This is a genomic window from Mycobacterium neglectum (genome assembly GCF_002591975.1).
Lineage (GTDB): Bacteria > Actinomycetota > Actinomycetes > Mycobacteriales > Mycobacteriaceae > Mycobacterium > Mycobacterium neglectum.
Window position 1 is genome coordinate 123,489 of the sequence record NZ_NVQE01000013.1, and the last position, 21,607, is coordinate 145,095.

General features: G+C 66.4%; 15 protein-coding genes. 6 read left to right on the top strand and 9 right to left on the bottom strand.

What is annotated here, in order from left to right; all coding sequences use genetic code 11:
- Window positions 1-91 precede the first annotated feature (91 nt).
- Window positions 92-952, top strand: coding sequence for an LLM class F420-dependent oxidoreductase (locus tag CSQ99_RS13000; RefSeq protein WP_099039437.1), 861 nt, complete (start codon window positions 92-94; stop codon window positions 950-952).
- 78 nt (window positions 953-1,030) lie between these two features.
- On the opposite strand, the gene CSQ99_RS13005 is transcribed toward CSQ99_RS13000, so the two are convergent.
- A complete protein-coding gene (locus CSQ99_RS13005; RefSeq protein ID WP_099039473.1) occupies window positions 1,031-4,519 on the bottom strand; it encodes a non-ribosomal peptide synthetase in 3,489 nt (1,162 codons plus the stop codon).
- A gap of 129 nt (window positions 4,520-4,648) precedes the next feature.
- Here CSQ99_RS13005 and CSQ99_RS13010 point away from each other — a divergent pair, with 129 nt between their 5' ends.
- The gene (locus CSQ99_RS13010) at window positions 4,649-6,301 is read left to right on the top strand and encodes a (2,3-dihydroxybenzoyl)adenylate synthase (protein WP_099039438.1); all 1,653 of its coding nucleotides are present in this window, start codon (window positions 4,649-4,651) and stop codon (window positions 6,299-6,301) included.
- 10 nt (window positions 6,302-6,311) lie between these two features.
- On the opposite strand, the gene CSQ99_RS13015 is transcribed toward CSQ99_RS13010, so the two are convergent.
- The 4 genes from CSQ99_RS13015 to hemW all read right to left on the bottom strand — a co-directional run bounded on the left by CSQ99_RS13015 (window position 6,312) and on the right by hemW (window position 14,255).
- Window positions 6,312-11,501: a type I polyketide synthase gene (locus CSQ99_RS13015; RefSeq protein ID WP_099039439.1), complete on the bottom strand. Its 5,190-nt coding sequence runs from the start codon at window positions 11,499-11,501 to the stop codon at window positions 6,312-6,314.
- 186 nt (window positions 11,502-11,687) lie between these two features.
- The gene (locus tag CSQ99_RS13020) at window positions 11,688-12,386 is read right to left on the bottom strand and encodes an anti-sigma factor (RefSeq protein WP_099039440.1); all 699 of its coding nucleotides are present in this window, start codon (window positions 12,384-12,386) and stop codon (window positions 11,688-11,690) included.
- Window positions 12,379-12,894 carry a sigma-70 family RNA polymerase sigma factor gene (locus CSQ99_RS13025; protein ID WP_099039441.1) on the bottom strand — a complete coding sequence of 172 codons (516 nt, stop codon included), beginning with the start codon at window positions 12,892-12,894 and terminating at the stop codon, window positions 12,379-12,381. Before CSQ99_RS13025 ends, CSQ99_RS13020 begins: the two co-directional genes overlap by 8 nt.
- A 92-nt stretch (window positions 12,895-12,986) precedes the next feature.
- Window positions 12,987-14,255, bottom strand: coding sequence for a radical SAM family heme chaperone HemW (gene hemW / locus CSQ99_RS13030; protein ID WP_099039442.1), 1,269 nt, complete (start codon window positions 14,253-14,255; stop codon window positions 12,987-12,989).
- Here hemW and CSQ99_RS31880 point away from each other — a divergent pair.
- The 4 genes from CSQ99_RS31880 (at window position 14,254) to CSQ99_RS13045 (ending at window position 17,652) form a co-directional block, all read left to right on the top strand.
- Window positions 14,254-14,445, top strand: a complete 192-nt coding sequence (locus CSQ99_RS31880; protein ID WP_425437819.1) for an Ms4527A family Cys-rich leader peptide — start codon at window positions 14,254-14,256, stop codon at window positions 14,443-14,445. The genes hemW and CSQ99_RS31880 overlap by 2 nt on opposite strands.
- 113 nt (window positions 14,446-14,558) lie before the next feature.
- On the top strand, window positions 14,559-16,226 hold the full coding sequence (locus CSQ99_RS13035) for a nitrite/sulfite reductase (protein WP_099039443.1): 1,668 nt from the start codon (window positions 14,559-14,561) through the stop codon (window positions 16,224-16,226).
- Window positions 16,223-16,927: a phosphoadenylyl-sulfate reductase gene (locus CSQ99_RS13040; RefSeq protein ID WP_099039444.1), complete on the top strand. Its 705-nt coding sequence runs from the start codon at window positions 16,223-16,225 to the stop codon at window positions 16,925-16,927. The genes CSQ99_RS13035 and CSQ99_RS13040 overlap by 4 nt, the downstream gene beginning before the upstream one ends.
- The gene (locus tag CSQ99_RS13045) at window positions 16,906-17,652 is read left to right on the top strand and encodes a sirohydrochlorin chelatase (protein ID WP_099039445.1); all 747 of its coding nucleotides are present in this window, start codon (window positions 16,906-16,908) and stop codon (window positions 17,650-17,652) included. Before CSQ99_RS13040 ends, CSQ99_RS13045 begins: the two co-directional genes overlap by 22 nt.
- 12 nt (window positions 17,653-17,664) lie before the next feature.
- Here the strand turns inward: CSQ99_RS13045 and CSQ99_RS13050 are convergent, their stop codons facing one another.
- The 4 genes from CSQ99_RS13050 to CSQ99_RS13065 are packed head-to-tail and all read right to left on the bottom strand — an operon-like array spanning window position 17,665 to window position 21,454.
- Complete coding sequence (locus tag CSQ99_RS13050; protein WP_099039446.1) at window positions 17,665-18,723, bottom strand: sulfate/molybdate ABC transporter ATP-binding protein; 1,059 nt, start codon at window positions 18,721-18,723, stop codon at window positions 17,665-17,667.
- A gap of 18 nt (window positions 18,724-18,741) precedes the next feature.
- Window positions 18,742-19,554 (bottom strand): sulfate ABC transporter permease subunit CysW, encoded by an 813-nt coding sequence (gene cysW, locus CSQ99_RS13055; protein WP_099039447.1) that lies wholly within the window; start codon window positions 19,552-19,554, stop codon window positions 18,742-18,744.
- The gene (gene cysT / locus CSQ99_RS13060) at window positions 19,551-20,426 is read right to left on the bottom strand and encodes a sulfate ABC transporter permease subunit CysT (RefSeq protein WP_099039448.1); all 876 of its coding nucleotides are present in this window, start codon (window positions 20,424-20,426) and stop codon (window positions 19,551-19,553) included. Before cysT ends, cysW begins: the two co-directional genes overlap by 4 nt.
- Window positions 20,423-21,454, bottom strand: a complete 1,032-nt coding sequence (locus CSQ99_RS13065; RefSeq protein ID WP_099039449.1) for a sulfate ABC transporter substrate-binding protein — start codon at window positions 21,452-21,454, stop codon at window positions 20,423-20,425. The genes cysT and CSQ99_RS13065 overlap by 4 nt, the downstream gene beginning before the upstream one ends.
- Window positions 21,455-21,607 lie beyond the last annotated feature (153 nt).

Consider the following 21,607-nt stretch of genomic DNA (forward strand, 5'->3'; position numbering starts at 1 on the left):
ACGTCGCTGGCGGGTCGCTCATGGCCGCCCGTTGCCCTGCCGCGCGCCAGCGGTAGCGTGGGTCGGTAGTTACCACCGAGAGGATCACCGCATGGATCTCGCAGGCGTCGGAGTATGGAGTTCTCAGCTGCGCTACGGCGACGCCGGCGAGGCCGCTGAGGCGGCCGCGGAGCTCGAAGAGCTTGGATTCACCGCGCTGTGGATCCCCGACGTCGGCGGACCTGTCCTTGACTCGGTGGGCCAGCTGCTGTCGGCGACCAATCGGGTCGTGATCGCCACTGGGATCCTGAACCTGTGGATGCACGAACCGGCGGATGTGGCCGAGGCGTATGCATCGCTCACCGCGAAGCACGGTGAGCGCTTTCTCCTCGGTATCGGAGTGAGCCATGCCCCACTCATCGATTCCAAGGAACCGGGCCTCTACCGCAAGCCACTCGCCGCGACGCGGGCCTACCTGGACGCGATCGATGCGACGGAGAATCCTGTGCCCGTCGCGAACCGGGTGCTCGCGGCGCTTGGCCCGAAGATGCTCGAACTGTCGGCGACCCGGGCGCGCGGGGCCCACCCGTATCTGGTGACGCCCGATCACACCCGCTACGCCCGCGAGCACCTCGGCGACGGCCCGCTGCTGCTCCCAGAGCAGACGGTGCTGCTTACCGAGGACGAGGAAGAGGCGCGCAAGCTCGGAACCGATTGGTTGCGCTCTTATCTGGCGCTTCCCAATTACGCCAACAACTTGCTCCGCTCCGGCTTCTCGCAGGAAGACGTGACATCGGTCAGCGACCGACTGTTCGACGCGATCATCGCGTGGGGCGACGAGGAGGCGGTGCTGCGCCGGGTGAACGAACACCTCGCCGCGGGCGCCGACCACGTCTGCGTGCAGGTGCTCACCGCCGACCCAAGGGAATTCCCCCGCGAACAATGGCGGCGATTGGCCGCGGCACTGGAGTAGCCGGTCGAATGTCCAGTTATCCGACACTTTTGTGCTGAAAGCGTCGGATATCTGGCCACTGGCCGCGACCGCGCTGAACTAGCCGCTGGCGAGTTCGGACAGCACGTCGGCGCTGTCCATCCCGGCGACCTCCAGGTACACCTCGGCGACCATGTTGAGGCGGTCGGCGTCCGCTTCGCGACCGAGAAGCCGCTCGGCCAGATTTGTCACGCTGCGCGCGGCGAACATGTCGGTGACCAGCACCGTGGGCGTATCCAGCCAATCGCGAACCCGGGCGATCACCTGGGTGGCGAGTACGGAATCACCACCGAGGGAGAAGAAGTCGTCGTCGATCCCGATCTTGTCGCCGGGCACACCGAGCACCTCGGCAACAATCGCGACCAACGCGGATTCCAGCGACGTTGACGGCGGCCGGAAGACTTGTGCCGCAGGCATTTCAGCTTCGGCCAGTTGGCGGGCGACGGCCTTGCGATCGATCTTGCCGTTCACGGTGAACGGGATCCGGTCGCTCACGACGATGACCTTGGGAATCATGTGTGCGGGCAGCAACTCGGTCATGGCGGCTACGACGGATTGTGAATCGACACTGGGATCAGCGGCACGGACCAGCGCGGCCAGCACATCCGGTTCTCCGCCAATCACCGTCGCGACCGCCGCGTCGATATGCGGCACCCGCTTGAGCGCCCCTTCGACTTCGCCGAGTTCGATCCGGTAACCGCTGATCTTGATCCGATGATCGATCCGCCCGACGAAATCCAGTGTCCCGTCCGCTCGATAGCGCACGAGATCGCCTGTCCGGTACCAGGTTCGACCGTCGTATTCGACGAACTTCTCGGCCGTCAGGTCGGGGCGCCCGCGGTAGCTGCGGGCGATGCCGCGTCCGGAGAACCACAACTCACCCGGTACCCAATCCGGGCAGTCGGATCCGTCGGCGGCCACCACGCGGCAGGCGTTGTTCGGGAACGGATTGCCGTAAGGGATCGAAGCCCAGTGCGCTGGCGGGTTGTCAACCTCGCAGATTGTGCCGTGTACCGCGGTTTCAGTCGCTCCGCCGAGGCCCGCCGCCCGCACGGCGGGCGCTGACTTGCGAAGCGCCCGAATGAGTTCGGGGCGCACCCAGTCACCGCCGAGAAGCACCACCCGCAGGGTTGCCAGCCGGTTACCGCCGACCTTCAGCAACATGTCCAGCCAACCTGGCATCCAGTTCAGGAAGGTGACGCAGTGCTTCTGAATCAGGTTCGCCCACACATCGGGGTCCCGGCGCTGGGTCTCGTCCACGACGACGACCGCGCCGCCCGCCCGCAGGATTGCGAAGATCTCCAGCACTGACATGTCGGCTTCCAGCGAGGCCAGCGCCAGGCTTCTGTCCGTCGGTCCCAATCGGTAACGGCTGCCGATGAACTCCACGGTGTTCATCACCGCGTCGTGCGTCAGCTCGACACCCTTGGGCTCGCCGGTCGACCCCGACGTGAACAACACGTAGGCCAAGTCGTGTGGGTCGACGGTGGCGGGCTCGGCGTCGACAGGGGCTTGTGTCGCCGTCGCGACGGAGATGACCGGCACCGCGACCTCGATCGCGTCGGCACCGCCGCAGATCAGCACCGCGGTTACGCCGCTGGACTCGAGGATGCGACGGGTCCGGTCGGATGGCTGATCGGCGGCGATCGGAAGATAGGCGGCGCCGGCCGCCAGAATGCCGAGCACCGCGGGTATCTGCTCGCCACACTTGGGACCGATCAACGCGACGAGATCACCGGGGCGAACCCCGTTGCCGCGTAATGCTTCCGCGAGCGCAAGAGCTCGCAAGCGCAGTTCACCGTACGTCAGGTCTCCGTCGTCGCTGAACACCGCCGGAGCATCGGGCGCGGTCAGTGCGTTACGGAAGAACCCTTCGTGGATCGTGTCTCCACACGGTGGCGCGGTGACGCTGTTCACCGCCTCACGAATGGCACGTGCGGCCTCGGGCACCGCGGGCGGATCTGGCGCGTCCCAGGTCGCGTCGTCGGTGGCCAACCGAGTCAACTCGGCGAGGTGGTAGGCGAACATCGCGTCGGCGACACCTGGCCGGAACGCGTCCACGCGGACATCCCAGTTGATCATCAGACCGGTTGCCAGCGGCGTGGCCTGTGCATCTATGAGCACCTGCGGTCCTTGAGAAATCGTCCACACCGGGGCACCGAAAAGGTCGGTGACCTCACCGGCGAACAGGTCGCCGAGTCCGAGCGCGCTGGTGTAGACGATCGGGGCGAGCGTCTGGTTGCCGCGGTGGCGTCCGAGGTCGCGAAGCACGGACAGGCCCGAGTAGCTCGAGTGTCGAGCGGTGTTGTGCAACGTTTCCTGCACGACGCGTGTCCGCTCCGCCGGTGTGGTGGTCTGCGTCAGGTCGATGTCGAGCATCAGCGACGAGGTGAAGCAGCCGACGAGTTTCTCGACATCGGGATGGAACGGTTCCCGCCCGAACATCGGCAGGTTGAGCAGGAACCGTGAGCCGGTCGACCACCGCGCCAACGCATTCGAATACGACGCCGCGACGGCCATCGCGGGCGTGAATCCGCGGCGCTGCGCGGCCGCGAAGAGGGCGTCCCGTGTCTCGACATCGAAGATGTGCCACAGGCGGACGCTGCGGCGAGGGTCGGCTTGTTCGGCCAACGGGACCAGCGGCAGTGCAGGCGATTCGGGCAGCTCCGGAAGACGCTCGGCCCACCACTGCCGGTCTTCGTCTGAGGGTCCTGGAGCGGAGGCTGCCAGCGCGGCCCGGTACTGGCGATAGGTGTATCCCAGTTCGGGCAGTTCCCCGCCGCGGTAGAACACCGCGAGGTCGGCCATGAACTTGCGGTAACTCACCGCGTCCGCGGCGTTCATGTCCATGTCGACGTGCAACCGCGTGCGACCATCCGGGCGAAGCGACAGGCTCAGCTCGAGCACATCGCCGTCGAGTAACTGATGCGACTTCTGGTGACGAATGGTCTCCAACCGCTGCTCAGCTGCTTCGGTATCCAGCTCGCGCAGGTCGTAGACGGTGACAGGCAGGCCGCGATCGCCGATTCGCTGGGTGCCATCGGGCAGGATCTCCACACGCAACATCGGATGGCGCGCAACCAGTTTCGCGGCCGCGTCACGCAAACGGTTCGGATCGACCCCGGCACCGTCGAACTCCACGTAAAGGTGGGCGGCGACACCACCGAGTTGCTGATCGTCGTTGCGGCCCAGCCACATCGCGTGCTGCATGGGCGCCAGCGGGAATGGCTCACCGGCGTCGCCGGCCTCGCCACCGTCATGGACCGGGTCGCCGAACTCAGCGTCGTCGTCGGACCGTTCCGCCACCAGCGCCGACCACGCCGCCACTGTCGGGTTCTCCGCCAGTGCGGCGAAGTTGACGTCGATTCCCTGCTTCCGCCACCGCCCCGACAACGACATCATGCGGATCGAATCGAGACCGGAGGCGATCAAGTCGGCGTCGGGGTCAACATCGTCGGGCGTCACGCCGAGGAGTTCGGCGACCTCCTCGCGGACCGAGGGTGGATTCGGCGCGCTAACCGACGCTGACGGGGTGTTGGCGCGCCCAATTCGCCCGGCACCTGCTCCGCCCCCAACACCCACGCTGTCCTCCAAGATTAGGCTGCCCTAACTAACCCGGCGAGGCTACCTTATATTCGAGGTGTCGAACATACCTACCCAGAGGGGTCGCACCCACCTATGAGCACCGGTCTAGATCCTCAGCAAAGCGATCTGAACACGGGTTTTGTTCCGTTTCCCGCCGACCGCGCCGAGGAATATCGCAGCGCGGGCTACTGGACCGGCCGCCGCCTGGACTCCATCCTCACCGACGCCGCCGCGACGTGGCCCGACCGCGCCGCTGTCGTCGACCCGGACGTCTCCTACACCTTCGCCGAACTCGACGCCCGCACCGACCGGATCGCGTCGGCACTCACGGATCGCGGTATCGCGGCCGGCGACCGGGTGATGCTGCAGCTTCCGAATTCCGCCCAGTTCGCCGTCGCGTTGTTCGGCTTCCTGCGGGCGGGCGCCGTCCCGGTCATGTGCCTGCCGGGTCATCGCTACGCCGAGCTCAGTCACTTCGCCGACGTCAGCGGAGCGGTCGGACTCGTCGTTGCCGACCGGGTTGCCGGATTCGACTACCGGGAACTCGCGCAGGCTCTGGTGAAGGACAATCCGCGGCTCACCCATGTGTTCGTCGACGGAGAACCCGGACCCTTCCAATCCTTCTCGGAGCTAGCCGATTTCGACGGTCCCGTCCGCGATCGTGTGCCGGTCGACCCGGGCTCGCCCGCCCTACTGCTGGTGTCTGGCGGCACGACCGGCCTGCCCAAGCTGATTGCGCGCACCCACAACGACTACGTCTACAACGCCACCGCATGTGCGCACGCTTACGAGATGACCGGCGAGGACGTATATCTCGTCGCGCTGCCCGCGGGGCACAACTTTCCGCTTGGCTGCCCCGGACTGCTGGGCTCCATGACGGTCGGCGCCACGTCGGTGTTCACTGCCGACCCCAGCCCCGAGTCTGCCTTCGCGCTGATCGACCGGCACAAGATCACCGTCACCGGACTCGTCAATGCACTGGCCAAGGTGTGGACCCAGGCCTGCGAGTGGGAACCAGTGCTCCCGACGTCACTGCGGGTGGTTCAGGTGGGCGGTTCGCGGATGACACCCGAGGAGGCCCGCTACATCCTCGACGGGTTGACCCCTGGACTGTCCCAGATCTTCGGTATGGCAGAGGGAATGCTCAATTTCACCCGGGTCGGCGATCCCTTCGACGTCGTGGTCAACACCCAGGGCCGACCGATGTCGCCGCACGACGAGATGCGCGTGGTCGACGAGGCGGGCCGAGAGGTCGTCCCCGGCCATGAGGGTGAGCTGTTGGTGCGCGGCCCTTACACGCTCAACGGCTACTACCGGGCCGACGAGGCAAACGCCCGGTCGTTCAGCCCCGACGGCTTCTACCGCTCCGGGGATCGCGTGCGCATCTTCGCCGACGGTGAGAGAGCGGGCTATGTCGAGGTCACCGGGCGTATCAAGGATGTCATTCATCGAGGCGGAGAGACCGTGTCGGCCTCTGACCTCGAGGAGCACCTGTTCGCGCATCCCGCGATCTACACCGCAGCAGCGGTTGCCCTCCCCGACGACTATCTGGGCGAAAAGATCTGTGCGGCTGTCGTGTTCAACGGACCGACGATCACACTCGCCGAACTGAATCAGTTCCTCGACGAACGCGGCGTATCTGCGCACTCACGACCCGACATGCTCGCACCGTTGCCGGCCCTGCCCAAGACCGCGGTCGGCAAGGTGGACAAGAAGAAGGTCGTGGCGCAACTCGCGCCCAACTAAGCCCGGTCTTTCAGGACACCGGAACTTCGCGGGGTTCCTCCGAAACTTCGTGCGATGAGAGCAGTTCGGAAATCCGATCCGACACCGCCGCAGCCGTCGGGTACTCCCACAGCAGAGTCGGAGGCAGCGACAGCCCTGTCTGCTTCTCCAGCTGGCGCAGCAATCCCACCGTCATGATCGAGTCGACACCGATCTCCACCAGCGGCAGGCCGGTGTCCACATCGCCATCCTGGAGTCCGAGCTGGGCCGATACCGCCGCGATCACACACTCGACCACCCGCTGGGGGTCCGGTTCGCCGTCGTTTCCTGCGAAACTGCCCGGCATTGAGTCCGAAGCAGTCGAGTCGTCGACCTCGACAGGTACCACGTCAGCGAGCATCGGTACGGCCGTGGCTCCCGGAAGAACCGGCAGTACAACGACATTCGATTGACCATCGCGCATGGCAAGGTCCAGCGCGCGGACCGCTTCGTCCGCGGCGATGGTACCCATACCGAGCGCGTCGAGTTGTGCCGCGACGAAACCTGACGTCGAGCCCATCCCCAACCCCCGCCAGGCAGTCCACGCGATGCTGACGGTGCGGTCGCCGAGGCGTCGGCGATGACGGGCCATGACGTCGAGGAACGAGTTGGCGCACGCGTACGCGCCCTGCCCGGGGAAGCCCGCGAGATATCCGCACGACGAGAACAGCACCATCCAGTCCAGCTGTTCGGGCGGGAAGACCTCGTGCAACGTCAACGTGCCGTCGACCTTCGGGTGCATGGCTGCCTCGAAGTCTGCCGGACTCGTGTTGACAAGCAGCGCACCGGCTTCCACTCCGGCGGCGTGAATGACACCCCGCACCGGTGGCAGATCCCGTAGCGCGGCGCGCAGCGTATCGGCGGCACCGGGCGCGCCGATGTCGAGTGGCAGGACGTGCACGGACACGCCGCGTTCCTCGAGTGCGGCGACGGTGCGGATCAGTTCGGAATCACCTGCGTCGCGCCACTGCGACCGGTCGGGCATGCCGGCGCGAGACAGCAGCACCAGTCGCCGGGCACCGATGTCTGCGAGCCGCTGGGCCATCCGCAGCCCGAGAACACCTGTGCCGCCGGTGATCAGGTACGTGCCGCCCGCCGAACACTGCATGGGTTTGCCGGCCCCGCGCCCGGCGAACGCCAACCGGGCCGCCTTGGCGTCCCCGTCGCGCATCACGACGACCGGATGACCGCGAAGCGAGGCCAGTGCGCCGACCGGCAGTTTCGTATCGCCCACGTCGAGCACTCCGCCGAAGATCTTGGGATGCTCGGCGGCAGCGACTCTGGCCAGACCCCACAGCGGCGCGTGGACCACATTGCCGCCTTCGTGCACCCGCTGGGTGAGCACCCATACCCGCGCCTTCGCGCCGCGGTCGAGCACGTGCCGCAACGTCTGCATCACGACGGCCACCGACTTCTGCGGTGAGTCGTGGCCGCGGGGCAACACCAGCACCACGGCGTCGCGGTCCAACTCGGCCTCGGTCGCCTCGATCTCGGCCGGTTCGGCATATGTCGCGTACCGCACGTCGGCCGCGTCGAGGTCGCGCGCCACGAAGCACCGGGTGTCGGGGTCACCACCGACGACGAATACCGCTGACGGTCGATCGTCCTCGCGCCATCCGACCGAATGCCACGTGACGTGATGCAGCATCCGCGAAAGGTCGCTGCCCGCCGGGTTTTCGAGCTCTTCGAACGACATTCCGGTGAGCGATGCGCGGACGGCGCCCGACTCCTCGGCGATCAGCACGTCGGTGGTGGTGGTTCCGGTCCGCCGTCGGACGTGCAGCACGGCCACCGCTGGCGGACGGCCGTACACCTGCACACGCTCTATCCGTGCGGGCATCCGCAGTCGCGGTGGACCGTCGAATATGGTGGAGGCGGCGGACGTCGCCGCATCCAGCAGCGGCGCCCACGTGTCGGGCACTGACCGGTCGCCGTTGGCCGCGACCCGCGCGATGAGCTCTGAGTCGCCGCGCAGCAATTCGACGATTTCCCAATCGAATCCCATGGCTGCCACGCCGAGTGTCGCCAAGGTGTCCACGACGTGGTTCGACGACAGGGTTTCTGGGCACCGCGCCTTGGCGGCGGACTCGTCGAGCACCTGCCCCAGGAGATCCTCGATGTCGTCGTCGGCCGCCGCCACCGCGCTGCTGTGCGTGAGCCAGCCCCCCTCCTCGGCGGACTCGGTGTCGTCCACCAAACGGGTCGAAAGGGTGAGGCCGCGGTCCTGGAGGACGACCTGCACATCGCGGGCCCGGCTCGGCGCCACGGGTGTGCGCAGCCGGACGTCGACGAGGTCGGTGCCAGACCGGCCGGAGCGGGTGTTCAGATTGGCGACGACGCCCAGGAAAGTATTCAGAATCACTGCAGCAGGGACGATTTCCGTGTTCTGCAGAGGATGGCTCCCAGGGTACGGCCGGTTGCTCATGTCCAGCCGTGTCTGCCACATCGTGGACGCGACGGCCCCGGTCACGTCCATCCGTCCGCCGAGCAGGGTGTGACTGTCGACGTCATGTACACCGCGGCCGCCGGGAGGAGGTGTCGGCGTGCGCCAGAAGTGCCGATGCTGCCACTGCGTGACCGGCAGCGCATCGGCCCAGGGCGCCGATGCGTCGATGCCGTGGCTGACAGGCGCGCCGTTGCAGTACAGGGAGCCCACCGCGGCGGCCACCGACTGTAGCTCTTCACGGTCGCGGCGGAGCACCGGAACGACCGCGTGCTCGTCGATTCCCGTGTGGGTCAACGTCTCGACAACCGAATGCGCGACCACCGGATGAGCGGACACCTCCAGGAACAGCCGATGACCATCCTCGGCCGCGGCCGTCACCGCCTCCGCGAAGCGCACGCGATCACGCAGATTGGCCACCCAGTAGTTCTGGTCGCGCGGTGCCGTCGAGCGCGGATCACAAAGTGCCGTTGTGTACAAAGGGATTTCGGCAGGACGAGACGGTGGCAGCGCGGCCGTGAGTCGCCCGAGTTCTGCGGTGAGAGCGTCCATCGCGGGGCTGTGAAATGCCACGTCGGTGTTGACGCGGCGGATCATCACGCCTTCGTCGGTCCAGACTTGGCAGATCTGCTCGACGGCGCTGACCGTGCCGGACACCACGGTCGATGCCGGTGAGGCGCTGATTGCCGCAACCACGTTGCGATGCCCGTGCAACCTACGTTCGGCTTCGGTGAAGGGCAATCGCACCAATGCCATCGCGCCGTTGCCCATCACCGACTGGAATCCGCGTGCCCGATAACACGCCACCGCCGCGCCCACCGTCAGGTCGAACACGCCCGCCGTCACGCACGCGGCGACTTCGCCGACCGAATGGCCGATGACCGCAGCGGGTGTCACACCCCGCTCGCGCAGCACGGCGGCGAGGCCTACCTGCATCGCAAATGTCAAGGCCTGCACCCGGTCTGTGCCGCCGAGCTCGCCGGCGCGCAGTGCGTCGCGTGCACAGAATCCCAGCTCCTCGCGGAACACCGGATCGATCGCGTCGATGACCGCGGCGAACACAGCCTCGCGTTCGAGAAGCTGCCGGCCCATTCCCGCCCAGTGCGATCCGTGCCCGGAGAACACCCATACCGCGCCGTCGGCCGCAGCCGGCAGCGCGGTTCCGGTCACGACAAGTGGGTCGGCCTTGTCGTTGGCGAGCGCGCTCAGCCCGGCTACCACGCCGTCGATGTCGTCGGCAACCACTGCGGCCCTTGCTGATTCGTGTGAGCGGCGCGCCCACGACGTCGCGGCCACACGATCGAGTTCGTCGTCTCTGGCGCGTAAGTGATCGGCCAGCACCCCGGCCTGGGTACGCAGCCGGACGGAGGACCGCGCCGATATCGGTACCACCGTCGGCGAAGGGTGTGCAGCAGCCTCGGTGGGCGGCGTCTGGTTCGCAGGCGCTTCCTCGAGCAGGATGTGGGCGATCGTGCCGCCGTAGCCGTAGCTGCATACCGCGGCACGACGCGGCGCGGCGTCGGTGCGCACCCACGGCTCGACCGACGTCGGCACCTGCAGCCCGCTGTTCGCCCAATCAACATTAGGCGTAAGGGTTTTCAGGCCAGCGGTCGGCGGGATGGCTTCGTGGTGCAGCGCCAGCGCGGCCTTGATGAGACCGACGACGCCGGCCCCACCCTCGAGGTGGCCCACGTTGGGCTTCACCGATCCGATTCGGCATGGCGCGTCCGCTGGGCGATCGACCCCGTAGACCGAGGCCAGCGCCCGGACCTCGGTGGGATCGCCGCTCGGGGTGCCGGTGCCGTGCGCCTCGACGAAGTCGACGCTCGCCGGTGGCACACCCGCCGATTCGCATGCGCGCGCGAACATGTCTGCTTGGGCGTCGCCGTTGGGTGACATGATGCCCACCGTGCGGCCGTCCTGCGCGATCGCACCGCCGCGCACGAGGGCGAGCACCCGGTCGCCGTCGCGGACCGCGTCGGCGAGGCGTTTGAGCACCACCACCGCCGCACCCTCGCCGCGACCGTAGCCGTCGGCGCTTGCGTCGAACGTCTTGCAACGCCCATCCGGAGCGGTGGCGCCGGCCTCGTCGAGCACCCGGGTCAATCCCGGACCGATCAGCGCGCTGACGCCGCCGGCCAGTGCCAGCGATGTCTCGCCCGCCCTAAGCATCTGGCATGCCTGATGCACCGCCACCAGCGATGCCGCGCATGCGGCGTCCAGCGCAACGCTCGGACCCCGCAGATCGAGCAGATGGGACACGCGGTTGGCGATTCCGCACAATGACGTGCCGATCCCGGTCCAGGCCTCGATACCCGGCAGATCCTCCATGATCAACTTGCCGTAGTCGTCGGAGTTGACGCCCATGAGAACTGCGGTGTCGCTGCCCGCCAGCGTCCGCGGCGGCACACCGGCGTGTTCGAGCGCTTCCCAGCTCACTTCGAGCGTCAGCCGTTGCTGTGGATCCATCAGTTCCGCTTCTCGCGGGGACACCCCGAAGAACTCGGCGTCGAACCCGGCGAGATCGTCGAGGAAGGTGCCCCACCGCGTGGTTTCTTTCAGCACCGCAGCGTTGCGCGGGTCCCGGCGCAGGTAGGGCTCCCAGCGCTCCTCCGGTACCTCGCGGACGTCGCTTCGGCCCTCGGTCAGAAAGGTCCAGAACTGCGCGGGGTCGTTGACGCCGCCGCCAAGGCGGCAGCCGATGCCGACAATTGCGATCGGTTCAGGGTCAGCGGCCATGTCAGCGGAACCCTGGACGCTTGGAAGTCTGGCTAGCCTTGCCTAACAAACCCCACGACATACCGGCCATCCTGGCACACGTGGCCCCGCTTTTGGTCTTTACGCAGGGCCTACGGAGTGACCATGAGGGTGGCGCCGATCACGTTTGGAAGTGCTTGCACCGTCGTCAAATTCGTCGGACAGCACTCAAAGCGTGGTGACTGCCAGCGGTTCACCGGTACCGGACACCCGAATGTCGACGGTGCGGATCTCCGAAGTCGGAACACTCGTCGCCGCCGATAGTCCGGTGGCTTCGTCTCCTGCCGGTCGCCATGAGCCCACCACCATCTGCTCGCCGCTGTTCGTCGTTACGACGATGTCGTAGCTCTCGACGTCGCGCGCCCAGTCCTTGGTGTATTCGCAGGCCCAGTTCAGCTCGGTGCCCCACTTCTTCTCGGTAACCGCAAGCTGGGCGGTGAGGCCGGGGCGCGACCCGGGCTGCATCGGCGCCATCGCCACGGTCTGCACCGACCCCGTCGTGCGTGGAAAGACCGTCGCGCCGACCACTCCGCCGACGATCGCCATGGCCGCGGCGGCCGCGACCACCACGGCGAGGACTCCACGCCGGGATCGCCGCTGCCGCTCCGCCGCCTGAGCAAACGACGCGACGTTGTCATGGCGATCCTGGTCCGGCGGGGTGCCCGCGAGGTCGGTCAACGCCAGCGCCTCTTCGGGGCTGAGCACGTCGAGAATGTCGGGCATCCCGGCCAGGTCGTTCAACTCAGCGCTCCGCAGCGGGTTCGTGGCGAGATAGTCCTCGTAGGTCCGCCGCTCCTCGGAGTTCAACGCGCCGAGGACGTAGGCGGCATCCCACTCGGCCAGGTCGTCGGGTCTGTTCTCAGTCACGGCCAACCCCCCTTTCCTGCAACGCAATTCGTAGCGCGCGTAGCGCATAGTGAAGTCTGGACTTGACCGTGCCCTCGGGAATTTGTTCCTGGGCGGCGATGTCGGCCACGGTCTGGCCGAGGTAATAGGCGCGCACGATCGCATTGCGGTGGTCGCCGGACAGCGACTTCAGCGCATCGGCCAGCACCCACTTGTCGACCGCAGGTCCGATCGCATCCAGGGACGGCCGCTCGGGAAGGTTGTCGCTCTGCAGTTCCCTGGTGAACCGGGCGCTGCGCCGGTCGTCGATCACGAGATTGCGGGCGACGGTGAACAGCCATGCCCGCGCCGATTCGCTCGACTGCGCGAGAATGTCGGGTTTACGCCAGAGCCGCAGCAGCGACTCCTGCACGACATCCTCCGCGAACGGCATGTCACCCCTCGTCAAACGCAGTACATAGCGCAGCAGGTCCCGGCTATGGGCGTCGTGGATCGCTCGCAGGAGCGCGGCCTGATCAGGATCGGTCATATCCCATGCACCGCCGCATTCCTCGCTTTCCGTCGTCGTCGCACAACACAACGGATTACCACCGCAGAATCGTTCAATCGGGCTGCCGATCGTCAGTCAAGCAGAGTGCGGACCACTGCGTCGGCCAACAGCCGACCTGGGTCGGTGAGGATCAAATGGTCGCCGTCGCGGGTCAGCAGCCCGTCCTCGATCACCGTCTGGGCCCGCCGTTGTTCCGCCTCGTTCAGAGCCGTCACGGGCAGCCCGTCGCGCAACCGCACCCGCAACATGACGTCCTCGGTGTGCAGTGCGCACGAGTCGAGCCGCTCGAAATCGGCCACCGGCAGCAGCCCGTCATCCAGCGCCTGTGCATACGCGTTGGGGTGCTTCACATTCCACCACCGGGTGGAGTCGACGTAGCCGTGCGCTCCGGGTCCGGCGCCCCACCATTCGCCGCCGTTCCAGTAGCCGACGTTGTGCCGGCACTCGCCGCCGGGCAGGCACCAGTTGGAGACCTCATACCAACCCAGACCCGCCGCGGACAGCCGCGCATCGATCAACTCGTAGCGGTGCGCGAGCTCGTCGTTGTCGGGTGCGCGGACCTCGCCGCGCCGCACTCGGCGGGCCAACGCCGTGCCGTCCTCGACCACCAGGGCGTACGCCGAAACATGATCGACACGGGCCTCGACCGCGGCGTCCACCGAGCGCAGCAGGTCGTCGTCGGTCTCCCCCGGCGTGCCGTAGATGAGGTCGAGGTTCACGTGCTCGAAGCCCGCCGCGATGGCATCGCGCGCCGCCTCGAGTGCCCGGCCCGGTGAGTGGACCCGGTCCAGCACCGCGAGGACGTGCGGTGCCACCGATTGCATACCAAGCGATACCCGAGTGAAGCCGGCCGTCCGCAGGTGCTCGAACAGCTGCGGGGAGGTGGATTCGGGGTTCGCCTCGGTGGTGACCTCAGCATCGGCGGCGAGGGTGAAATGGCTGCGTATCGCGTCCAGCACCGATGTCAGGCCGGGGGCGCCGAGCAGCGAGGGGGTACCTCCCCCGACGAACACGGTGTCGACGGCCGGAGCCGCCCGGCCGGCGACATCGGGCTGCCGAGCCGCCCGGCCGGCGACATCGGGCTCCGGAGCCGCCCGGCCGGAGACATCGGGCTGCCGAGCCGCCCCCAACCGGTTGGCGGCCAGGGCCAGCTCGGCTCGCAGCGCCTCGAGCCAGCCGTCAGGATTCGCACCGCCCAGTTCAGCGGGCGTATAGGTGTTGAAGTCGCAATAGCCGCAGCGCGCGGCGCAGAACGGCACGTGAACATAGATGCCGAATGCGCGACCCGGCGTCAGCGCCAAGCCGGGCAGTTCGCATGCACCTGCCGTTCGGACTGTCATGCAGCTAGCTTCCCAGATCCCGGCTTCTGCTCACCGTGAGCGCAAATCCAGGCCGGTTAGGGCATATGTCGGTCAGCGTGGCACAATTGACCGCGTGAAGTCCGCCCGCATCTTCCCCCAGCGCGTCTCGCTGGTCGTGCGGCGTCATGTCGACTTCAAGCGCGTATGTAGCTGTTGTTGTCTGCCTTGACGCGCCGGATCTAGGACCCAGCCCACCCCGACTTTCAGCTGGCCGCCGGATTTGCGCCGACCGGTCAGCCCCCGGTGAGATGCGCGATCCGGCTCCACTAAGGAGCCCAACACATGACCACAGCCAAGCCCGTCAAGCGTCCACGCGGCGAAGGCCAGTGGGCGCTCGGATACCGCGAGCCGCTCAACCCGAACGAACAGTCCAAGAAGGACGACAACCCGCTGAACGTGCGGGCGCGCATCGAGAACATCTACGCCCCCGGCGGCTTCGAGTCCATCGACAAAGGCGACCTGCGCGGCCGTTTCCGCTGGTGGGGCCTCTACACCCAGCGCAAGCCCGGCTATGACGGGACCTGGACCGGTGACGAGAACACCGACATGCTCGAGGACGAGTTCTTCATGCTGCGGGTCCGCAGCGATGGCGGCGCGTTGACCGCGGCCGCGCTGCGCACCCTGGGCGGCATCTCCACCGAGTTCGCGCGCGACACCGCCGACATCTCCGATCGTCAGAACGTCCAATACCACTGGATCGACGTCAAGAACATGCCGGAGATCTGGCGCCGTCTCGACGAGGTCGGCCTCCAGACCACCGAAGCGTGCGGGGACTGCCCGCGCGTCGTCCTCGGTTCCCCGCTGGCCGGCGAATCGCTCGATGAGGTGATCGACGGAACCCCGGCGATCAACGAGATCGTCAAGCGCTACATCAACAAGCCGGAGTACTCGAACCTGCCGCGCAAGTTCAAGACCGCGATCTCGGGCCTGCAGGACGTCGTGCACGAGGTCAACGACGTGGCGTTCATCGGGGTCGAGCACCCTGAGCACGGCCCCGGCTTCGACCTCTGGGTCGGCGGCGGCCTGTCCACCAACCCGATGCTCGGTCAGCGGGTCGGCGCCTGGGTGCCGATCGACGAGGTGCCCGACGTGTGGGAAGCCGTCGTATCGGCGTTCCGCGACTACGGATACCGCCGACTGCGGGCCAAGGCACGGCTGAAGTTCCTGATCAAGGACTGGGGCGTGGAAAAATTCCGTCAGGTGCTCGAGGACGAGTATCTGAAACGCAAGCTCATCGACGGTCCCGCACCCCAGCCGGTCACGCGTCCCATCGATCACGTCGGCGTGCAGAAGCTGCGCAACGGACTCAACGCCGTCGGGGTCGCCCCGATCGCCGGCCGGGTTTCGGGCACCATCCTGACCAAGGTGGCCGACCTCGCGGAGTCGGTGGGCAGCGACCGCATTCGGTTCACGCCGTACCAGAAGCTGATCGTCCTCGACGTCCCCGACGACAAGCTCGACGAGCTTCGCGACGGGCTCGACGCCCTCGGCCTCCCGTCGCAGCCGTCACATTGGCGCCGCAACCTGATGGCGTGCACCGGCATCGAGTTCTGCAAGCTCTCCTTCGCCGAGACCCGCAAGCGTTCGCAGGTCTTGGTGCCGGAGTTGGAGAAGCGGCTGGAGGACATCAACGCGCAACTGGATGTCCCGATAACGATCCACATCAACGGCTGCCCGAACTCGTGCGCACGCATCCAGGTCGCCGACATCGGGTTCAAGGGCCAGATGGTCGACGACGGCGACGGGCCTGAGGAGGGCTTCCAGGTACACCTGGGTGGCAGCCTCGGCCTGGACAGCGGCTTCGGCCGCAAGTTGCGCCAGCACAAGGTCCTCTCGACCGAGCTCGGCGACTACATCGACCGGATTGTGCGCAACTTCGTGAAACAACGCGAGGACGGCGAGCGTTTCGCTACGTGGGCCCTACGAGCAGACGAGGCGGATTTGCGATGACAGACCTGGTGAATGACATCGACCTGATCGCGTTGGCCGAACGCGGCGCGGCAGAACTCGAGGGTGCCAGCGCGAATGACCTGCTGCGCTGGACCGACGAGAACTTCGGCGGTAACTACATCGTGGCGTCCAACATGCAGGACGCGGTGCTCGTCGACTTGGCGGCCAAGGTGCGCCCCGGCGTCGATGTGCTGTTCCTGGACACCGGCTACCACTTCGTCGAGACCATCGGCACCCGCGACGCCGTCGAAGCCGTCTACGACATCAACGTGGTCAACGTGACACCGGAAAACAGCGTGGCCAAGCAGGACGAATTGTTCGGCAAGGATCTATTCGCCCGCGAGGCCAGTGAATGCTGCCGGATGCGTAAGGTCGAACCGCTCTCCAAGGCACTGCGCGGCTATTCCGCCTGGGTCACCGGTATCCGCCGAGTCGAGGCCCCCACGCGGGCCAACGCGCCACTCATCAGCTGGGACAAGGCTTTCGGGCTGGTGAAGATCAACCCGCTTGCGGCGTGGTCCGACGAGGACATGCAGGGCTACATCGATGCCAACGATGTGCTCGTCAACCCCCTGGTCTTCGAGGGCTATCCGTCGATCGGCTGCGCGCCCTGCACGGCCAAGCCGATCGAGGGAGCAGACCCGCGCAGCGGCCGCTGGGCGGGCCAGACGAAGACGGAATGCGGACTACACGCGTCGTGACGGTGTTGCCTCCCGCCCACCTGCTTGTTCTGGCGGCCCACGGCAGCGTCGACCCGCGTTCGGCGGCGGTGACGCATGCCGTGGCGGGCCGGATCCGACGGCTGCGGCCATGGCTCGACGTCCGTCCCGCGTTTATCGAGAAGACCGGCCCGAGCCTCGAAAACGTGTTGGCAGGACTGCCCGCCGGCGTCGTGGTGCCGTTCCTGCTGGCCGACGCCCATCACGCGAGCGTCGACGTCCCCGAGATGATCGAGAACTCCGGTGCCGCGGTGAAGCAGGCCGAGGTGCTCGGCGAGGATCCCGCTCTCCTGTGGGTGTTGCGACAGCGACTGTCCGAGATCGGGGTGTCGCCAGAAACCGAAGACCTCGGAGTGCTCGTCGTCGCGGTCGGCTCGTCAAAGGAAGCCGCCAACGCCAGGACGTCGAACGTGGCACGCGCCCTGAGCGTGGGAACCCGTTGGGCGGGTGCCGAAGTCGCGTTCGCGACCGGGCCGCAGCCCACCGTGGCCGAGGCCGCGGATCGGCTGCGGGCCCATGGTGCCCGTCAACTGGTGATCGCCCCGTGGTTCCTGGCGAACGGCGTCATCACGGACCGGGTGGCGACCTACGCTGCGGCGCAAGGCATTCCGATGGCAGAGCCGCTGGGGTCACACAATCTGGTCGCCGCGACGGTGCTGGATCGCTTCGATGCGATGAACGTCGTCCCCGGCACCGCCGCCGCTTAGCGAGCTCACGAGCTAGGCAGTCGTCAAGGCCTCGTCGTCGTCGGCCGAATCCGCCTTCGGCACATCCGTGCCTGCGGGGATCGCCGGGATACGGGTGGCACGAACGTAAACAGTGTCACCCTCCGTCAACCCGAGCGCCTCCGCATCACCACGGGTAATCTGCGCGGTAAACGGTGTGTTCGATGCCGCGCTGGTGAGTTCGACACGAACCTCGAAGCCCAGCATGACAATTCGATCGATGGTCGCCCGGACCACACCCGTCGCTTGTACGGTGTCATCTGTCGTCGCAATCGCCATCTCAGGGGTTCTGCCCACGCGGATATCGTGCGGGCGTACCAGTACGCCATTCAGTGATGACACCGCGCCGAGGAAGGACATGACGAACGCATTGGCGGGTTCGTCGTAAACCGTGTTGGGAGAACCGACCTGCTCGATGCGGCCCTTGTTCAGCACCGCGATCCGGTCGGCCACGTCCAACGCCTCGGACTGGTCATGAGTGACCAGCACCGTGGTTACGTGCACCTCGTCATGCAGGCGGCGCAGCCACGCACGCAGGTCTTCACGAACCTTGGCGTCCAACGCGCCGAACGGCTCATCGAGAAGGAGTACTTCGGGGTCGACGGCCAGTGCGCGCGCCAAGGCCATGCGCTGGCGTTGCCCACCGGAAAGCTGGTTCGGATAGCGAGTCTGGAATCCGGCCAGACCCACCACCTCGAGGAGGTTGTCCACCTTCTCCTTGATCTCCGGCTTCGACCGCTTGCGGATCTTCAACCCGAACGCGACGTTGTCTCGCACGGAGAGGTGCTTGAATGCGGCGTAGTGCTGGAACACGAATCCGATGCCACGTCGTTGCGGCGGAATGGATGTCACGTCACGGCCATTGATGGTGATCGTGCCGGTATCTGGCAGATCCAGACCTGCAATGGCGCGCAACAACGTTGACTTTCCCGACCCGCTGGGACCGAGCAGCGCGGTCAGGGAACCCGACGGCACGTCGAAGTCGACGTTGTCGAGTGCGGCGAAGTCGCCATAGCGTTTGTTGGCGCCCCGCACGGTGATCGCGTTCGTCATATCAGCGTCTCCTCGTGCCTATTTGCTTGTCTTTTCGCGGCGGGCGTCCAGAATCACCTGGGCGATCAGGACAACCACGGCGACCGCCATCAGCAGCGTCGAGATGGCGTACGCCCCGTACTCGGCACCACGGGCGTGGCGGTCCGAAACCAGCAGCGTCAATGTCTGCGAAGTGCCGGGCAGGTTCGACGACACCATGATGACCGCACCGTATTCGCCGAGCGTGCGCGCAATGGTCAAAACCACGCCGTACATCAGACCCCACTTGATGGACGGCAACGTAATCCGCCAGAACGTCTGCCACCCAGTTGAGCCCAACGTGGAGGCGGCTTCCTCCTGGTCGGTACCCAGTTCGTGCAGGACCGGTTCGACCTCTCGGATCACGTAGGGCACGGTGACGAAGATGCTTGCCAGCACGATCCCGGCGAAGCCGAAAATGATCTTGATGCCGAAGTCATTCTCGAGGAAGCCGAATATGCCCGACGATCCCCACAGCAGAATCAATGCCACGCCGACCACCACCGGCGACACCGCGAATGGCAGGTCGATAACAGCCTGCAGCAGGCTCTTGCCGCGGAACCGGTTGCGCGCCAATACCAACGCGGTCGGGACCCCGAAGATCACGTTGAGCGGGACCACGATGGCGACCACCACCAGCGAAAGCTGCAGCGCCGAAATGGCCGCCGGGGTGGTGATCGACTCGAAGAAGGCGCCGACTCCCGGCGTGAAGGTGCGCCACAGGATCAGCCCGACCGGTACGACAAGCAACACGAGCAGGTACCCGAGGGCCAGGTAACGCAGCAGGTAACGCGTCGTGCGGGAAAGGATCACGCCGCCAGCTCCTCGCGTTTGGCCGCTCGCGATCCGACGGTGCGCAGGATGAATAAGACAACGAACGAAATCGCGAGCAGCACAATCGAAACAGCCGCGGCACCGGTGCGGTCGTCGAACTCGATCAGCTGGCGAATGTACTGCGACGAGACCTCGGTCTTACCCGGCACCGCGCCGCCGATCAACACGACGGAGCCGTACTCGCCGATCGCGCGGGAAAACGCCAGTCCCGCGCCCGAAAGCAGCGACGGCAACAGCGCGGGCAGAATCACCAGCCTGAAGATGGTGAAGTTGTCCGCACCCAGCGATGCCGCGGCTTCTTCCACCTCCCGGTCCAATTCCAGCAGCACCGGTTGCACCGAGCGGACGACGAACGGCAACGTGACGAACGCCAGCGCGATGCCGATACCCCAGATGGTCTGCTGAAGGGAGAGGCCGACCGGACTGTTGGGGCCGTACAGCGCCAACATCACGAGGCTGGCCACGATCGTCGGCAGCGCGAACGGCAGGTCGATGATCGCGTCGACGTAGCGCTGGCCCGGGAAGTCGTCTCGCGTCAGCACCCAGGCGACGATCAAACCGAAGAACACGTTGACCACCGCCACGGCCACCGAGACCGTCAGCGTGACGCGAAACGATTCGAGGGCTCCGTTGGAGGTGATCGCCTGCCAGAATGCCGACCACCCACCGCCCGCCGACTGCCACACGATCGCGGCGAGTGGCATCAGCACAATCACCGAAAGCCACGTCGTCGCGACTCCGACGCGCAGCCTGGTGCTGCCATAGCGGCTGGTGAAGAAGCCACGAAGACGAGGGGCCCCGCCGTTCTTCGACAGATCGGGCCGGGCCCCGTCGTCAAGAGCAGCTGTCATCCGGTCGCCTGTTTGTAGATTTTGGTGATCGATCCATTGTCCTTGTCGAACAACGCCGGATCCACCATGTCCCATCCACCCAGGTCAGCGATTGTCCACAGCTGCTCCGGCGTCGGGAAATCGGTCGAGAACTCCTCGGCCACCGCCGGGTCGACCGGCCTGAAACCGGCTTGGGCCCAGATCTTCTGGCCCTCCGGGGTGTACAGGAAGTTCTTCAGCGCATTGGCCTGCTCCTGATGTGCGCTGGAAGTGACGACCGCGACCGGGTTCTCGATTTTGAACGTCTGCGGCGGGTTGACGTGTTCGACCGGCTTACCTTGACGCTCGATATTGATCGCCTCGTTCTCGTAGCTCAGCAGCACGTCCCCGGTGCCCTGCAGAAACAGGTCGGAGGCCTCGCGACCGGACGACGGCCTGGTCCGGATGTGATCAGTGACCAGCTTGTTGACGAAGTCCAGACCGGCTTGCGTGTCCTGGCCACCGTTGCTCTTCACGGCGTAGGGAGCCAGCAGGTTCCACTTGGCCGAACCCGAGCTGAGTGGGCTCGGGCTGACCACCTCGAGCCCAGGCTGCAGCAAGTCATCCCAGTCCCGGATGTTCTTCGGGTTGCCCTCACGCACGACGAAAGTAACCACCGAGCCGAACGCGATGCCCTGGGTGGCGTCGGCGTTCCAGTCCTCGGCCACCTTGCCGGCTTTGACCAACCGCTCCACGTCGGGCTCGACCGAGAAATTCACCAGGTCCGCTGGTTTACCGTCGGCCACTGCGCGTGACTGATCACCCGAGGCGCCGTAGGACGTCGTCACGGCCACGCCCTCGCCTTCCTGGGTGGCGGCGAACGCGGGAACAATCTTGCTCCAGCCCGGTTCAGGCACTGCGTACGCGACCACGGTCAGTGTCGTTCCATCACCGCCCGTCGCCTCCTCTCCGCCAACAACATCGCTGGCCCCACCGCCGCAGGCGGCGAGGACGGTGGCGGTCGCGGTGAGGATCGCGGCGGTTCGCCAGGGTTTACGGATGTTGAGCACGTGATGACCTTTCCTTGCGGGGACTAAGCCTCGATCCACCGACTGACCTGGTGTTTTCTGGGTGTCGGAATGAGGAAAGTGCCCTCTGAACTGGGATGATTGTAGTTCTCACACAAACAATCGGGTCAGTTCGGAAAGGCACTTCCAGTGCAA

Bases quoted from the DNA above. Each gene is read 5' to 3' on its own strand.
- CSQ99_RS13045 (WP_099039445.1), top strand. From the start codon at position 16,906: ATGCGGACTACACGCGTCGTGACGGTGTTGCCTCCCGCCCACCTGCTT.
- CSQ99_RS13035 (WP_099039443.1), top strand. From the start codon at position 14,559: ATGACCACAGCCAAGCCCGTCAAGCGTCCACGCGGCGAAGGCCAGTGG.
- hemW (WP_099039442.1), bottom strand. From the start codon at position 14,255: ATGACAGTCCGAACGGCAGGTGCATGCGAACTGCCCGGCTTGGCGCTG.
- CSQ99_RS13000 (WP_099039437.1), top strand. From the start codon at position 92: ATGGATCTCGCAGGCGTCGGAGTATGGAGTTCTCAGCTGCGCTACGGC.
- cysT (WP_099039448.1), bottom strand. From the start codon at position 20,426: ATGACAGCTGCTCTTGACGACGGGGCCCGGCCCGATCTGTCGAAGAAC.
- CSQ99_RS13025 (WP_099039441.1), bottom strand. From the start codon at position 12,894: ATGACCGATCCTGATCAGGCCGCGCTCCTGCGAGCGATCCACGACGCC.
- CSQ99_RS13050 (WP_099039446.1), bottom strand. From the start codon at position 18,723: ATGACGAACGCGATCACCGTGCGGGGCGCCAACAAACGCTATGGCGAC.
- CSQ99_RS13040 (WP_099039444.1), top strand. From the start codon at position 16,223: ATGACAGACCTGGTGAATGACATCGACCTGATCGCGTTGGCCGAACGC.
- CSQ99_RS31880 (WP_425437819.1), top strand. From the start codon at position 14,254: ATGCAGCTAGCTTCCCAGATCCCGGCTTCTGCTCACCGTGAGCGCAAA.
- CSQ99_RS13010 (WP_099039438.1), top strand. From the start codon at position 4,649: ATGAGCACCGGTCTAGATCCTCAGCAAAGCGATCTGAACACGGGTTTT.
- CSQ99_RS13015 (WP_099039439.1), bottom strand. From the start codon at position 11,501: ATGGCCGCTGACCCTGAACCGATCGCAATTGTCGGCATCGGCTGCCGC.